This is a genomic window from Schlesneria sp. (assembly GCF_036405755.1).
Classification (GTDB): Bacteria; Planctomycetota; Planctomycetia; order Planctomycetales; family Planctomycetaceae; genus Schlesneria; species Schlesneria sphaerica.
Genome location: NZ_DASWWZ010000360.1, coordinates 1 through 15,926, shown reverse-complemented (window position 1 = coordinate 15,926; position 15,926 = coordinate 1). Strand labels below are relative to the sequence as shown.

The 15,926-nt window shown below is 57.2% G+C and carries 9 protein-coding genes; 5 read left to right on the top strand and 4 right to left on the bottom strand.

Annotated features, from left to right (window positions below; all coding sequences use genetic code 11):
* A partial coding sequence (locus VGE80_RS12410; protein WP_440592889.1) for a BON domain-containing protein occupies nt 1–1,023 on the bottom strand: 1,023 nt, incomplete at its 3' end.
* A 440-nt stretch (nt 1,024–1,463) separates the two neighbouring features.
* Here VGE80_RS12410 and VGE80_RS12405 point away from each other — a divergent pair.
* Nucleotides 1,464–1,916, top strand: coding sequence for a hypothetical protein (locus VGE80_RS12405; protein WP_397571701.1), 453 nt, complete (start codon nt 1,464–1,466; stop codon nt 1,914–1,916).
* Nucleotides 1,917–2,599: 683 nt separating this feature from the next.
* Here VGE80_RS12405 and VGE80_RS12400 read toward each other — a convergent pair.
* Nucleotides 2,600–2,773 carry a hypothetical protein gene (locus VGE80_RS12400; RefSeq protein ID WP_373650003.1) on the bottom strand — a complete coding sequence of 58 codons (174 nt, stop codon included), beginning with the start codon at nt 2,771–2,773 and terminating at the stop codon, nt 2,600–2,602.
* 1,997 nt (nt 2,774–4,770) lie between these two features.
* Between VGE80_RS12400 and VGE80_RS12395 the strand changes: the two genes are divergently transcribed.
* Entirely contained in the window at nt 4,771–5,547 is a 777-nt protein-coding gene (locus VGE80_RS12395; protein ID WP_440592888.1) for a PEP-CTERM sorting domain-containing protein, read from the top strand.
* Between the two features lie 484 nt (nt 5,548–6,031).
* On the opposite strand, the gene VGE80_RS12390 is transcribed toward VGE80_RS12395, so the two are convergent.
* The gene (locus tag VGE80_RS12390) at nt 6,032–10,000 is read right to left on the bottom strand and encodes an AAA family ATPase (protein WP_440592887.1); all 3,969 of its coding nucleotides are present in this window, start codon (nt 9,998–10,000) and stop codon (nt 6,032–6,034) included.
* 175 nt (nt 10,001–10,175) lie between these two features.
* Nucleotides 10,176–12,149: a flagellar basal body P-ring protein FlgI gene (locus tag VGE80_RS12385; protein WP_440592886.1), complete on the bottom strand. Its 1,974-nt coding sequence runs from the start codon at nt 12,147–12,149 to the stop codon at nt 10,176–10,178.
* A gap of 620 nt (nt 12,150–12,769) precedes the next feature.
* On the opposite strand from VGE80_RS12385, the gene VGE80_RS12380 reads away from it, so the two are divergent.
* The 3 genes from VGE80_RS12380 to VGE80_RS12370 form a co-directional block, all read left to right on the top strand.
* Nucleotides 12,770–13,726 carry a polyprenyl synthetase family protein gene (locus tag VGE80_RS12380; RefSeq protein ID WP_440592885.1) on the top strand — a complete coding sequence of 319 codons (957 nt, stop codon included), beginning with the start codon at nt 12,770–12,772 and terminating at the stop codon, nt 13,724–13,726.
* 77 nt (nt 13,727–13,803) lie between these two features.
* Nucleotides 13,804–15,702: a 1-deoxy-D-xylulose-5-phosphate synthase gene (dxs, locus tag VGE80_RS12375; protein ID WP_373650008.1), complete on the top strand. Its 1,899-nt coding sequence runs from the start codon at nt 13,804–13,806 to the stop codon at nt 15,700–15,702.
* 41 nt (nt 15,703–15,743) lie between these two features.
* Nucleotides 15,744–15,926: hypothetical protein (locus VGE80_RS12370; protein WP_440592884.1), on the top strand; the 183-nt coding region annotated here is incomplete at its 3' end.

Genomic DNA, 15,926 nt, shown 5'->3' with positions numbered 1-15,926 from the left:
CGCAGCGGAGTTGGGGTACTGAGCATACGAGGGCCACGCGTGGTCTGGCATGCTGGGGCTGTTGTACACAGCAGGATTGGCTCCACCACCTGGATGCCCGTAGGCAGGCGGATAAGGAGGAGCTCCCCCCGGTCCCATTGGCATCCCGCCACCGGCTGGACCTCCGTAGCCTGGGTATCCCTGTCCTGGTGCAGGAGCAGGAGGAAGTTCCTGACCCGACATCTGCTGACCTGGATACTGCTGCGACATGGCGGCGTACTGAGGGCCACCTTGAGGCATGTAGGCTGCACCGCGGACATTGCCACGAGCGGCGGGGCCGGGGCCCATGCTGTCGGCACATCGCAGCCGGTTGGCGACTTTCTGCACGGCAGGGACCGATCTTGTGGCACGTTCGGCAGCAGCCCGTTCGGCCTGCGTTCCGACCGTTCCTTCCAGGGTGGCGACACCGTTCTGGAACTGAATCGAAATGTCGTAGCCGTCCAGATGGGCTGAAGTCAGAACTTCACCGATCTGCTGGGCGATCTCCTGGTTCCCGACAGCCGCTCCATTGGCACTGACTCCTTCTGGAGCCATTACTTCGGAGTTGACTTGCTTGACGCGGTCACGCTTGGCGGATTCGCCGGCGTGTCCTGCCTGAACGACACTGTTGGTCGATCCTTCGGCGTCAGCACCACGTGAACGTGATGGTGAGCCTTTCTTGCCATTGACGGCCAGGCGATTGTCAACCTTGTTGACGCCGGAAACTTTTCCAGCCAGTTCGGTTGCCTTATCGCGGATCTTGGGGTCGTTCACGGAACCACTCAGAACAGCGGTGCCGTCCCGGTATTCAATGCTGATCTCGCCCTGAACCTTGCCTTTGAGCGCGTTTGCAATCGATTCTGCAACGCGCTGATTGTCGGTCTTCGCTGCTCGAGATCCGGCCGCAGGTTTCGACTCCTTCGACTTCGGACTCGCCGCGAAATTCAAACCGGGGGTTGCCGCCAGCAAGCTGAGCGTTAACACCCACTTCCCGTACTTTCGCATGGAACGTTCTCCTTCCAATTCCTCCCTGACATCTCTGAGGCTGGTGAGCGGAATCGTTCGCAAGGGCGGCACCCGAATGGCATTGTGTGTCGCTGGACTTGATTTTCGAACGCCAAACCGAAGTACCCCTCGATCTGGTCTCATCCGTCACTGGCAGGCGAAGCAAGCTCCGCCCGCGAGGCGCGCTGGCTCCCCGCAGTCTATTCATCGGATGAATTCACACGCTTGCACAACTTTTTCTGATTAATTCAGTAGAAAGTTTTGTAGTGATTTCAGCGAGCGTGCCGGTTTGCGGCTCAGAATGGCCAGATGCGCCGGTTTCAGGTCTCTGTTGGCGGTCCGAATCCCCTTGAGATATACTGGAAGCAGCAAAATCTGCCGGGTGCGTGAATCGCCCGGTTTTCCTCGTAGAAGAATCAATCGAAAAGGCGACGTTCGCAATGGCTAGCAAACGCATGGAGTTGAGAAAGCAGGTCGAAGCTGTTGAAGCTCGCGGCGGCTCGGTCGACACTCCAAAAAAGACAAAGAAGGCGGCCGGCACCAAAACCAAGCGAGTGAAGGAAAAGGTCCAGGCTCGCAAGCGATTGGTCTGGGTCGTGTACAACGGCAGCATGAAAGAAGAGGGGCGATTCCCCTACGACCAGCGAGATGCCGCCGAAGAGAAGATTGAGCTGCTGCGCCAGAAGTCCAAGAAGATGTACTTCATTCAGCCATTGAAAGAAGTCATCGGTGAGCCACCCGGTACTTCCAAGCCAATTTCCGTTGCCGAAATTGAAGATGATGAACAGAAGGTTCTGAAAAGAGCCAGCCTGGAAGACGAGGACGAGGAGGAAGAAGAGGAAGAAGACGACGAGGATGAAGAAGAGGAAGAAGAAGACGACGACGATGAATAACGTCGTCTGACTGATCGGCGACATTCATGCGGCCCCCGGCTCGGTTTCGAGTCGGTCGGGCTGTGTGGAGACAAAAAAGGGCCCCTTGAGGGCTCTGGTCTCAGTCGCTGTCGATTCGCGCCCCTGCCGCGCTCCCGCCCTTGCGGTGGAGGATTGGTCCTGTTGTCTTTGGAGTGCCCCTTTTTCGCTTCGGTTCCGAGTCGTTCTCCCGGGGCCGTCTGCAGGGGTGTTTGAGATTGGGCGATGTGTTCCCGCTGGCGGCGGAATGGATCGCGGTTTCCGGTCGATAAAACAAAGAACTCACCCCGATTTGTCGGGGTGAGTTCTTTGTTTTAGTGCGAGGCCCGCTGGCTACCGCGTCGGCTGATTGTGGTTTGACGACAAGCGGATTGCCGGGGTTGTGTCGGCTGGACCTGCCCGGTTCGCCATGTCGCGGGATGGGCGACTGGCGGTGAATCGTGATGCAGGAGCTGTTCTGGTTTCTCTGCTGGCGTGCTAGACGAGGTCACTGTATCTGCACCGCGTCCTTTGTGTCTGGACCACATCCGAGGTGCCGATGGCTGCTGGAAAACTTCCCCTCAGTCGGTGTCAGTCTAACGATCTCTGCGGGGTGTCATCTCGCGACATTCGACTCTGGTGCGCATGCGACTCTGGTGTGCACGGTGCGAGTGCGGAGTGCCGACCTATTCCTTGATTCCGAGCTTGTCACGCATGGCCTTGACCTGATTGCGGAAATGATTCGCGTGGAACATCCAGGTTCGTCGCTTTGGCTTGCTTCCGGCAACAGAGGCAAGTCGCTCGTACTTTTCGGCCAGGGCGATCTTCACGTCAATCTTCTTCAATTCGACTTTGGACATCTATAGAGACCTTCAACCAAAAACAACCGAAACCGTCTATCGAAAAGCAATAGACCCGGCGGACCGTCGACGAATCCCGAATGTTAGCGGATTTCCTTCGTCGAGTGTAGCCATGAAAGTAAGAATTTGATGGACCGAATATCGTGTTGGTTCATAGTGTCACTTTGATGCGTTGTGCGCGGGTTAGTGTACGGGAATGGTGCGGTTTTTCGTTTTTTTGGAAGATGTGGCCTAGAAAAACACCAGCCAATGTCGCTATTTTGTGGAAGTGTTCAAGGAAAGCGAAGCGCCTGTTCGGAAATGCTGGTCACACCTTTCTGCAGTTGCTTCGGTTTCGTGCGCACGAAGACGTGAAGAGTAATGGAACTCGGACCAAAGGATTGACACGGTTCCACCAAAGGATTGAGCGCTCAAGCCGCAAGTGGATGGTTGTTGATGGTTGCTGGTCGCAGAGCTTTTCGGAAGCGAATCCGATTTTCGCCAAATCGAATAAGCAGCGTCCAGTCTCGATCGACACTGTTCTCGTGTGCAGATCTTGTCACTATTGAGGTTCAGTTCTCTGTCGAATTCTGCTCTTTCTTTCGGCAGCGTTCGGGCTCTCGGAGCTTGAGCGACTCTTCAATTCCGCTTGGCGAGACTAAGTGGTCTCGCCGCAGTGACGTCGGCAGCGGTGCGACAGGGCCCAGGGAAGGCACCTCAACAGCGCATGATGTTGCTTCTCCCATCATCGAGAGTAGCGCCGGAAGCTTGTCAGCTGATCAGTCGTTCTCTGGTCGATTGAGGACCAGGTCGGGCGGTCAAGTGACATCTTGTTCACGGCGGAATTCTCTCCAGGCGCCAGTAGTCGACTCGACGGGGCTGGGATCCGATTCTGCTTTCTTAACCTGTCTTTCTTCCGGTCGATGTCGTCAGGATGTTGACGGTGGAGTTGCGAAAAGAGGACAGAATCGGAACGGTCGAGCCTCCTACGTCTGGCGAATTGGGGGTGACGGAGTTGCTCCAGATTGGTTTTTCGCTAGGGCAGCAGGTCAAAAGCTGTGCGGTAGCGAGGTCTGGGGCTCGGCGAATCATCGCGACCGAGGAAGTGGTGAGGTCCGGCGAGCAGGAAGCTTGCAATTTCCACAGGCAGGTCCCTTGCGAAGAGGCGACGGCCTGTCTGTGGGTGGCATGGTACGTGCACGGGGGTGGGCTGGTCCGTCTTGGGGTAATCTTTCGAACAGTTGTCGCTGCCTTGCGTACATCTGCCATTTTGAAAGTGAAGTCAGGTCGGATTTGATCTCCACTCGTCGAAAGTTCGTTGACGCGAATGTCAGGGTTTTGGAGAGATTGGGGCTTACGCTTAACAGACTGGACAAATGTCGTGACTACCCAAGTTACTTATTCTGTTTGTTCAGTGGTAAAGCGTGAATTCGCGTTACGCGTAGCTGCGTAAAGCCGCAGCACTCCGCATGGAAGCCAAAAAAAGTCTTGCTGAAAAAATCAATGTTGGGATAATCCCGTGGAGCTGCCTGCTGTGCGTTTGTTGTGACCGTAACGCATGTGGAGGTGGTTTTAAGGATTCATAGGTTCGCATTGCTGAAAGGCAAGTGGATTTTAAGGAAAAATTTCCAGGGACGGGTTGGGTGAACGGACCCACATCACAGTCGAAGGAATGGCTGATTGGGGGACTTCTTAGGACCCTGCAGATCATGCTTACCGGATGGTTGTGGTAAGGAAGTCCAATGTCGTCATTGTTTCCGAGTCGAAGATTCGGAGAGATGGAATGACGCAGTTGAGCGGGTCGACGGACTCGAAGACGTTGGCCCGCGACCGATCGAGTAGATTGGATTTCAAACAGGTTTAGCGGATTTAACGAGGATGGACGTGAAGACAAGTTTGGTTTCAGGGGAGAACGCCATGTGACCTTCTCGGTCGCAGGACCCACCCGCTGATGCGACGTTTCAACAATCCGCGCTCTTAACATTCGATCGTGCTAGAAATTGAAGAAAGACCACCAGATGAGAATCCTACCGAAATTCTTAACCCGTCGTGCGCTGCTCTGTGCTGCGCTCCTGATTGTTAACGGTGCAAGCCAGTGCTTTGCCGGTGCGATCGCAACGCCACCAGGTGTCTGGGGGGGACAACAGTTCCGCATCGTGTTTGTCACACCAAACACCACCAATGCAACGTCTTCGAACATCAGCGACTACGATGATTTTGTGAATGCACAAGCAGGGGGCGCCACTTACAACGGAGTCACTGTTCAGTGGCAGGCAATGGCCTCCACCAACACGGTAAACGCCCGTGATCACGTTGGACAAACCGGTACGGCAGTCTACCTGGCTGACGGAACTAAGGTTGCCAACTCGGACACCACCGCTGCAGGGGGATTGTGGAGTGCCGGTGGACTTCAGGCCAACATCAGCCAGGACCTGGATGGTAACGACTACTCAGGTCTTGTCTGGACCGGATCCAGCGGGATTGGTACGACGTACGCAACGATTCCCGTTCCTGGCGATCCACCGGTCCAGTGGGGATTGGGATCAAGCGGCTTTAACGGCAATAACAAGTCGGAAACCGGGAGCATCCTCGGTGGTATCGGTGGTTACACGTGGCTCTCGATTCCAGCCGGTGTCCAACTGAATACCGACCTCTACCAGGTCTACGGAATTTCAGAAGTTCTGACCGCAGTGCCCGAACCTTCGTCGTTCCTCATGTCGGGGATCGGACTTGTCACAATCGGCTTCGTGACGAAGTTGCGACGCCGTCAGGCAGTCGGTTCAGAAACGGTTTGATATGAAAACGGTCACACGTTTGATCTAAATCGGTCATAGTGCAAAGTTGAGAAAAGCGGGCTGTGGTTTCACCACAGCCCGTTTTTCTTTTACGGCCTTCGCTGTAACAGAGGCGATCGAACCTCGCAGCCGGCCTGGGTACGGAACCTCGTTCCCCGCACATCAGCCGCAACGTATCCGCAAGAGGAAACGCTCGTCACAGGACTCGCCCTCATCAGAAGCCCTTTTGGATGCGCGGTCGGTCCGGTTCGTTTTTGTTTCCCGTACAAGCGGCGGTCGAACGGAACGGGCGTCTCAGACTCAATGATGACCGGCTGATCCACCGGGAACGCGAGGGGTGCTGCCGGGTGCCGAGGGTGTGGGCGGCAGTGCCATCGCAAAGCCGCCTGATCGGGGCTGAGTCCCTTTCAGGGCGTGATCCACGCCTGTTCCTGGCCGATCGTCACGTATTGCCCGATCGCGAAACGGGGTGGGGATCGCAGTGCTACGCAGCGGACGATTGTTGAGGCGATGTCTTAAAGTTGCCGTCGTCGCTGACGTCTTCGAATCGGACGCTCATTCGTTTTGAGATCCCCGACTCTTCCATCGTCACTCCGTAGAGGACGTCGGCGACCGTCATTGATCGCTTATGGTGCGTGATCATGATGAACTGGGTGGATTGCTGGAATGCCTTCACCACCGCAGTGAACCGTTCGACGTTGGCTTCGTCCAGTGCTGCATCGACTTCGTCAAGGATACAGAACGGGCTGGGCTTGCTCTTGAAGATCGCCATGATCAAGGCGATGGCCGTCATGGTTTTTTCACCCCCGCTCAGCAAGGAAATGCTGCGAAGTTCTTTCCCGGGGGGACGGGCTGCGATGTCGATGCCGCAGTCGAGCACGTCGTCGGGGTCTTCGAGGACAATGTCCCCTTCACCTCCACCGAACACCTGACGGAACAGTTCCTGAAAATTCTTTCGAATTGTCTCGAACGTCTCGGAGAACAGGCGCCGACTTTCGGAATTGATCTTCCGGATGATGTCTTCCAGTGTCTGTTTGGCTTCGACCAGGTCCTGCAATTGGGATGAAAGCTGCGAATAGCGGCTTTCCAGCATGTCCAGATCGCGGAGGCTGTCCGTGTTGACGGCCCCCATCAGTTTCAGTTGTTTTCGCAACCGGTTCACACGGGATTCAATTTCCGGCCGGACGTCTTCGAATCGCAATCCGCCAAATGGCGAATCTTCGTCGGTGTCCGTAGCGTCGTCATCCGGATGGTCGCTGCCGGTCGCTGCCATTTCACCAGCAGCCGGGTCGGTTGCGTGCCCGGAATGCGCTTCGCGGGTGATCCGGGTTTCGAATTCACCCGCCGCCAGATCGCTGGTCGCCTCGTGGGACCCGTCCCCTGGTGCAGCGGCCTTAGCCGCTGCGGACTTTCGGCCTGCGTTCAGCCCATTCTTACCCAGCCCGCCCCGTTCGTCGAGGAAGAGTTTGAATGCGGAAACACCTGACTGGACTACCTCAGACAGTTGCAACTGGTAATCTTCTTCGAGTTGCTCGGCCAGTTTGGCGAGTGAGTTATTCATGTCGCGGACGCGGATCTCGTCCGTATGATGGCGATCGGCCAGTTCACGGCGTTCCTTGCGGATGACCAGTTCCTGCTCGACGATCTGACTTCGCTCCACGCGAAGGCCCATTTTCTGTCGGTCGAGTCCTCGTGCCGCCGTCTGGATCTGTTCGGCCGTGAGCAGTAATTCGTCACGCATGGCACGGGTATTCAGGATCTGAAGCAGGATCTGCGATCGTTTACTCGTCGACATCACGAATCGGCGTTCTGCTTCTTCATCCTGTGCAGAACGGGATTGGTGCTCGACTTTCAGCCGCAGCACGTGGGCCTGAAGTCCGTCGAGACGTTCTCGCTGTTTTACGAGGTCGAGCTGCCCTTCACTCCGTCGGTGCTCAATCTCTCGACAAGCTTTTTCCAGCGTCTGCAGTTCCTCTCCGGCGACATCGAGTTTTGCCGCAAGTTGCTGGAGCTGTTGCTCGGTTGCGAGAGCCTGTTCTTCCACCAGTGCGAGTTCCTGTTGCTGGTTTCGCAGGATCTCATCGCTGCTGGCAAGTTGTTCGGTGAGGGTCTGCCGTTCCTGTTTCAGCCGATCGAGGGTTTGATCAACGGCAGACAGTTCCGCCTTGAGATCGGCCAGTCGCTGATTCGCATAGTCGAGTTCCGCCGCAGCGGCCTCCAGTTCCGTGTCGGCGCCGGTGAGTGACTGATACATCGCCTGAAGCGAGCTTTCTGCGGCGGTGATATCACGATCGAGCAGGGACAGGTCGTTCTTCAGTCGCCGCAGTTCGCTCTTGCGAGACAGCAGTGAGGTTTCGCTACGGATCGGACCGACGATCAGGGTTCCATTCGCTTCGAGCAATTCCCCTTGCAGCGTCACGAATCGCAAGTTCGCACCGGGTCCCGTTGCAAGGCGCACGGCCACGTCCATGGATTGGACGATCCAGGTGTCGGCCAGGACCGCCGCGGCAAGTCCCTCGATTCCCTTGGTGGAAGCGACCAGCAAATCGGCACGCATGACGACCCCGGGTTCCTGAGAGAGATCAGGCAGGGCCGCAGGATTGAGCTGCAGATGGATGAAGCGGTGATTTCGAGTGACGGGGGGGACAGCAGCGCGGCTGGTGCGATCGGGAATCGCCAGAAAGCCGACGCGACCCGAAAGCTGAACGGTCCCCTGGTTCAGGTAATCGAGCAGTGCCTGATACTCTTTGAGAATGATGAGCTGAGCCCGCGAGCCGAGTGCCACTTCGAGCAGTGCGGCCCGTTCGAGATCGACATCCAGCAGGTCAGCAACGCAGCCCTGGATGGAATTCCACGGCGCTTCTCGCGATGTGCGGGCTCGGGTGAGGATATCTTTCACCCCAATCCCCACCCCTTCCTGACGCAGTTCGAGGTCTTCCAGCAGGCTCTTGCGCGCCTGCGCTGCACTGCGGCGTTCTCTCAGTTCCGCGAGCGATTGTTTGGCATTCTCTTGAACTCCCATCAGGTGGCTGCGGTGAGCCTGAGTGTTCCGCAGGCTTTGCAACGCGGCGGTTTGGATCTGGGCAGCGACGTTAGCGCGCTCGAGGCAGCGTCCCCGCTCGATTTCCCGTTCGGCAAGAGTCCCTTCAAGAGCGTCACGCAGAGACAGGATTCTTTGTCGATCGGTCTGCTGTCCCGCAATATGAGCCCGTAGCGAGGCGACGGAGTTGGTGGAGGCCGAGACGGTTCGGGTCAGTTCCAGACGCTGGGTGCGGTCACGTTCCACTTCTTCGCGTCGTTCTGCAAGCTGGCGTGCCGCCACCTGCAGGCGTTCTTCCTCGTCCGCAACGCGTTGCTGATTCGTCGCGTAGTCGGCTTCGACTTGTTCCAGCCGCTGCTGCTCGAGCTCGATCTCCAGCGTTGTCGCTTGTGCCCGGCGGGCCAGGGTCAGCTTCTGCTTGCGGAGACGTGCAAGCTCTGACTCCAGTTCCTGAAGACGAGCACTCTGGAACTGAATCGTCGCTTCGTGACCGGCGATCGCTTCGCGTCCGATGGAGTTCTGGCGTTCGACGTCGCGAAGTTGATCATCGAGCGTAGCGAGTTCCGCGTCGAAGGCCGCCTCACGTTGTTCGATGACAGCCTGTCGCTCGTTCAAGACGGCAAGTCGCCCGCTGGAGACGACAAGTTGATCCTCCAGGATTTTTCGTTCGGCAGTGAGGTGTCGGAAATCATCTGCCGCCAAACCCAGCCACCACTGCTTCAGCGCGGTCGAGATATCGTGGTATTTGGCCGCCTTGGCAGCCTGGCTGCGAGTGGAGTTGAGTTGCGCTTCGACTTCGTCGACGATGTCGGTCAGCCGTTCGAGATTCTGACCGACGCGTTCGAGTTTTTTCTGCGCCTCAACCTTTCGGGCCTTAAAACGGCTGATTCCCGCCGCCTCTTCGAAGACAGCTCGTCGGCTGGCCGAATTTCCCTGCAGAATCTGATCGACACGTCCCTGTTCGATGATGCTGTAGGCGGCTGTCCCCGCGCCCGTTCCCAGAAACAGGTCCTTGATATCCTTCAGTCGCGCGGGAGCCCGATTGAGAAGGTACTCGGCATCCCCGTTTCTCCAGATTCTTCGGCCGATCTGAACTTCCTGCATATCGAGCGGAAGCTGACCCTGGGAGTTATCAAAGGTTAATGTCGCCTCGGCAAAGGCGCTGGCTTTACGACTGGACGAACCGTTGAAGATGACGTCCGTCATCTCTTTGCCACGGAGACTTTTGGCGGACTGGTCCCCCAGAATCCACTTCATTGCGTCGACGACGTTGCTCTTCCCGCTCCCATTCGGTCCGACAACGCAGTTAATACCTGTCGAAAAATCGAATCGAGTTCGGTCGGCGAAACTCTTGAAGCCGAACAGTTCGAGTGACTTGAGCATTTTGGGGTATCGCGTAAGGGAATGACTCATTCCCGGTCGGTCGCTGGTGCGGCCTTCGTGTCGTTGACGGGACTCGCAGAGGGGAGCGCTCTGCTCTTCGGATCTTTTTCGGTCCGGGGAGTGTGAGCGTCCCTGAGTGAAGTGGATTCAGTATGTCGGGATGGGCCTCGGCTTTCGGCGGGAACAGGATGGGAATGGGGACGTGCTATTTTTTATTGAACCAGGACCAGCTTCCCTTGGATTTGTCACCTTTCTTTTTGGATGACCTGGAACTGCTGGATTCCATTTCTGCCGGTTCACTGTTGATCGGCTCGACGGGAATGTTGGCCATGGTTCCGCTTCTTTCTTCGTCATCGCCCCGCTCTTCGCGAGCCGAGTCTTCTTTCCGGCGAGCGGCTTCGTCAGGATCATGGATGGCGGGAAAGCTGCCGGGAGCGGACTGGTCGCGTCCAATCTTGACTGCCCGTTTACCCCCGGTGATCGCATCGGCCGAGGGACGATGGTAGACACGGCCGGCTGCCGGCAGTTTGTCTGCGGCGAGTGGGACGGCCAGGTTCTTCTGCTTGGAGGTGTCGGCCAGAAGTTGCAGAACATCCGGGTACGTCGCACCCAGTTCGTTTGCGGCCCGGATCACGTCCGCGACCTTCAGTGAAACTTCTTTACGCTCATCTGGTTTACCCACTTCAAATCGTGCCAGCGAGACCGTTGTGGCTCCGGGTTGAGCAGTCACGATGATCTTCTTCCCCGCCGATGCGTACATGGGGGGGCGAAATTCCTGATGAGCTCCGAAGACGACAATCTCAGGTCGGGTTCTCAGAGTGACGTGGACGAGATCGGGGCCGGTCGTGTGAACGACATGCAGCTTGTACTCGTTGTCGAGGTTCTCGTCCCCCTCGCGAATCCCGAGTCGTTCGCCCCGAATGAAGGGGTCGTTTCGATCGAGCGTCCAGAGTGCGCGGAAAGCACCGTAGCGGGTCTCGTCATTGGCCTCGTTCATCAATTCCCGCAGGGCCAGATGAGCTTCTGCGTCTTCCAGAGTTGAGATGGCGGACAACGCAAAGACGCGGAAGGCACGTTCCTTTCGGGCCGCTTCGACGAGGGCGGGTAAACCGGATGAGTCACCCAGGTAGGCCAGCGCCACGGCAGAGTGAAAACGGGATTCCAATGTTGGGGCGACGATCCCTTTTTTCAGAATCGGGATCGAATCGTTGCCGATGGCTTCGAGTTGCAGTGCACTGGAGTGAGCCGTTTCGGGAACTTGCAGATCGTGGGCCAGGCGGGTCATACGGACGCGCAGCTGAATCGGCTCTTCGCGAAACGCCATGTGCCGGATGACCTGCAGATAGCGGGGAAAGTTATCGCGATAACGGGGGTGGACCGAAAGAACCAGCCGTTGATCAGTCTTGGCGGTCGCAAGTGGTTTCTTGATGCCATGTTCATCGAAGTGGTGGAAGCGACGTCCGATGGCGTCGGCGATGCGTTGTGCATTTCGAACGCTGCGGAAGTCGTTTTTCAGGAACATCGAGAGCTCGCGTTCCTTCTTGACGACCGCTCCACTGAGAACGCGGCCCCGACGCAGCAAAGCAGGTTCCGTGGTGGTGTGAGCGGCCAGTCCGGCAGTCAGAACGGGGCCACGGGCGATGGCGTAATCCCAACCGCTCTTGAGCTCGCCGCCGACCATGGCTTTGTCTGACAGGCGGACATCCAGCAGTTCACCCCCCACCAGGCTGGTGGCATTGGCGCTTTCCGGGATCTGGACTTCGACATCCAGACGATCCCCTTTTTTGGCGGTCGGCGACAGGTAGGCTCGCACGGTCACGAGTGCGGTGGTCGGTGACTCGAGGATCGCATTGGGCACCCGATATCCCTGCTGCTTCAGGTCTTCCATCAGCAGGGAACGGAATTGGGAAGGAGCCGGGTCACCACCGGTTCCCGAAAGTCCGCGGACCAGACCGACGCCGTGAAGAACAATCGGATCCAGGCCCGCGAAGGTCGTATGGTCGCCGATGAGAGGTGTATTGACCTTGGTCTGATATTTCTGGTCATCCTCTTCGTCTTCGTCATTGATCTCGATCGGAGCAGCCGGGCGGGCCCATAACAATGCGGGAGTGGCGGCAGCGATTGCAGCCGAATGGAGCCAATGGCGTCGGCTGAAGCCTGTTGAATTGAACTCGTTCATGGATTGTGATTCCTTTCACAGTGAATCGATGCCGCTCGAGCTTCGACGATCGTGGACCTGTAAGCTGGGATCGCCAGCTCGTATGCACTAGCCTGAACTGTGAGAATCAATGGCGAAGATCGGGATGTGATCAGCTTTGAAGTGATGCTGGCGAACGTGTCTGATGAAGGACCGTTCCTGACTCGAATTCAGATTGTGCTTCGGGAATGGCGCGGAAGTTATGTTCAGATGGCAAGACGGTCAAGATGAACTTTCCTGCGCCGACGGGCGGGGAATGTCTGCCCCCCAGGCTGTGCGATTCTTCAGTGGGCCTGTCGTCCCGTCCTGTCCTGCGAACCGGCTTTGAATGAGGTGGTGCGAGGAACTGCTGGCGAGACCCGATGGCAGCAAGTCGTGAAATTCGTGGCACTTATGCCTGCGTTTCTCTCATCACCAATAAAGGCATGTGTTGTCGGGGATTAACCGCGGGCATGGATCTTTTTGCTGATTTTGTTCGGTGCGACTTTGATCTAAGTCAGTCTGTTGATTAGCATACTGCGTTGATGGACCGCGGCTTGGGTTTGGTCGAAGGGTGGCCTGAGCGATCTCTTGAAGTAGTCGCATGGATGCGGGTGGACTCAATGTCAGTGGCTGGCCAACAGTTTGAAATCGATCTGGTAGAGTTGCGTAACCGCGTTAACGCGCGGTTGGCCGACTACATGACTACGTCGACTGACTGTCCCGAGAAATTGCGTGAGGCAATGTCTTACAGCCTTCTGGCCGGGGGCAAACGCCTTCGCCCCGTGCTGGTGCTACTCGCTTGCGAAGCGTGTGGAGGCAAGCTGGAAGAGGCACTGCCCGCCGCTTGCGCTGTCGAAATGATACACACTTATTCGTTGATCCATGACGATCTGCCGGCGATGGACGACGATGATTATCGCCGCGGACGGTTGACCAACCATAAGGTGTTCGGCGAAGGGATGGCGATTCTGGCAGGGGATGCGCTGCTGACGCTCGCCTTTGAAGTTCTCGCCCGCGATATTCAGCCAGCAGCGGTCGCTGCGGCCTGCTGCGCCGATCTGGCTTCAGCCGCCGGTTGTTGTGGGATGGTGGGGGGGCAGGTCGCAGATCTGGAAGCCGAACAGCAACTGGAAAAGCAGAACCAGAATCCGACCGATGCACATGGCTCTGGTTCCGATCCCGAAAAGAATCGCGTCCATCTTGCCCAGCTTGAAGCGATTCACCAGCGTAAGACCGGGCGATTGTTGACGTCGGCCGTCACCATGGGGGCTCGCGTTGCGCAGGCGAGTGTTGATTCGATTCACCGGCTACAGGAATTCGGAAAACGTGTTGGTTTGGCCTTTCAGATTGCGGATGACTTGTTGGATGTGACCGGAGATGCCGCAAAGCTTGGCAAAAAGGTGGGAAAAGACGCGACACTGGGGAAAATGACGTATCCTGCTTTGCTGGGGATCGATGCCAGCCGCAAAAAAGCAGATGACCTGATCACTGAGGCATGTCGACTGATCGAGCCGTTGGGGGCTGGAGCTCACCCGCTAGGGGAACTGGCCAAGTTTGTCGCGAGACGAGATCACTAAGACCGAACGCTGAGCGTCGGTAGCGTATAAGATATGATTCCCATTTCGTTTCGGGAATTAATTCACTGGAGTCGATAATGAAGTTTGAACTGCTGCCACGAATTCACTCGCCCCGGGATCTCAAAGGTCTGACGGACCAGCAGCTGGTTCAACTGGCTGACGAGATTCGTGAGGCGTTGTGTAACCTGGTGCAGGAACGGTCGGCTCACTTTGCCAGCAATCTGGGTGTTGTCGAGCTGTGCCTCGCGCTTCATCTAGTCTACGACTTCTCCAAGGATCGCCTGATCTGGGATACCGGTCACCAGATCTATCCGCACAAACTGATCACCGGCCGTTTCGAACAGTTTTCCACGATTCGGACCAAGGGGGGGCTGATGGGCTTTCCCAATCCGAATGAAAGCCCCTACGACCTGTTCATGACGGGCCACGCCGGGGCGAGTGTTTCGACCGTCCTGGGGATGAAAGCGGCAGATGATCTGCTGGGCGATTCGTCCCGCAAGTCGGTCGCTGTCATTGGTGACGGTGCACTGCCATCGGGCGTGGTCTTCGAAGCGATGAACAACGCGGCCGAACTCAACAAAGACCTGCTGGTCATCCTCAACGATAACGAGATGGGGATCTGCCCGCGTGTCGGTGGCTTGGCGACCTATCTCGACAAGGCCCGGACCGCTCCGTTCTATAATGGACTCAAACGGGACGTGAACTGGCTGCTGAACAAGCTGCCGATGGTCGGAAAAACGTCACGCGATGCGATCGGTCAGTTCAAGGACGCGCTGAAGGCGTTCCTGCATGGGGGAATGCTGTTCGAAGAGATGGGCTTCCGGTATATCGGTCCCGTTGATGGCCACGACCTGTTCGCCTTGCGCAATGCGCTCGAGATGGTGAAGGAAGTCACCGGGCCTGTCCTGCTGCACGTCTTCACCCAGAAAGGACATGGGTTTGAGCCGGCGTGTGAAGACCCGGTTACTTACCACGCCCCCGCCCCGTTCGCACGGAACACGAAGAACGAAGTCGTCTCGATCAAGAAGTCGACGGCTCGTGCCTATACCAATTCGATGAGCGATGCGATTTACGATGCCATGCAGAGTGATCCCAAAGTCTGCGTCCTCACTGCAGCCATGTGCGAAGGGAACAAGCTGGGCCGGGTTCGCATGGATTTCCCGGATCGGTTCTTCGATACCGGAATTTGCGAGGCACACACCGTTGCCTTCGCGGGGGGGATGGCCAAGAGCGGGATGCGGCCGATCGTGAATATCTACAGCACGTTCCTGCAGAGAAGCTTTGATCATATCTTCCAGGAAGTTGCGCTTCAGAATCTGCCGGTCACGTTCTGTCTGGATCGCGGTGGCTTCGCGGGTCCTGATGGACCGACGCACCACGGTGTCTTTGACAATACCTACATGCGTGTGTTCCCAAATATGACTGTGATGGCGCCGGGGGACGAACTGGACGTCGCACCGATGCTCGACTTTGCACTGGCTCATAGCGGTCCGACTTCGATCCGCTATCCGAAAGCCAACGTTGAACACGTGGCACGTGCTGAATGTCCCATCGAGTACGGCAAGTCAGAAGTCCTTCGCTGGGGCGAGGACGGTATGTTCGTCGCCTTCGGGTCGCTGTTTACAGCCTGTGTGGCGGCGTCGGACCGTCTCAAGGAAGAGGGGCTGGACGTGGGGGTGATCAACGCTCGTTTCGCCAAGCCCATCGATCAGGCGACGATCTTCCGTGCACTTGAAGAGACCGGATTCGTCGTCACCGTGGAAGAAAACTCACTGTGCGGAGGTTTCGGAGCGGCCGTGCTCGAAGCTGCGAACGCCGCGGGAGTCTCCACGAACAATCTCAAGTGCCTCGGCATCCCCGACCGGTTCATCGAACATGGTGAACGGGAAGAATTACTGGCCGACATCGGGCTGGATGTGGATGGACTTGTTGCTACTGCTCTCGCCCTGGCCGATCGAGGGACACTCGTCGAATAGCTGGCAGGAATTGCCTCACCATCAAGACAAGGATGTTGTCTATGCGCCAAACAGCCCGCTTCGTCTGCCTCGCCCTGAGCGGACTCCTGTTGATGGGACCGTCGATCGCCAGGTCGGCCGACAAGTATAAGTTGGAAGAACCTGTCGATGATGTACGCGTCTTCGGCGTGGGGACTCGCGTTGATGTGTCGGGCAAACTGCTGGTCGCGCCGAAGGCCGAACCC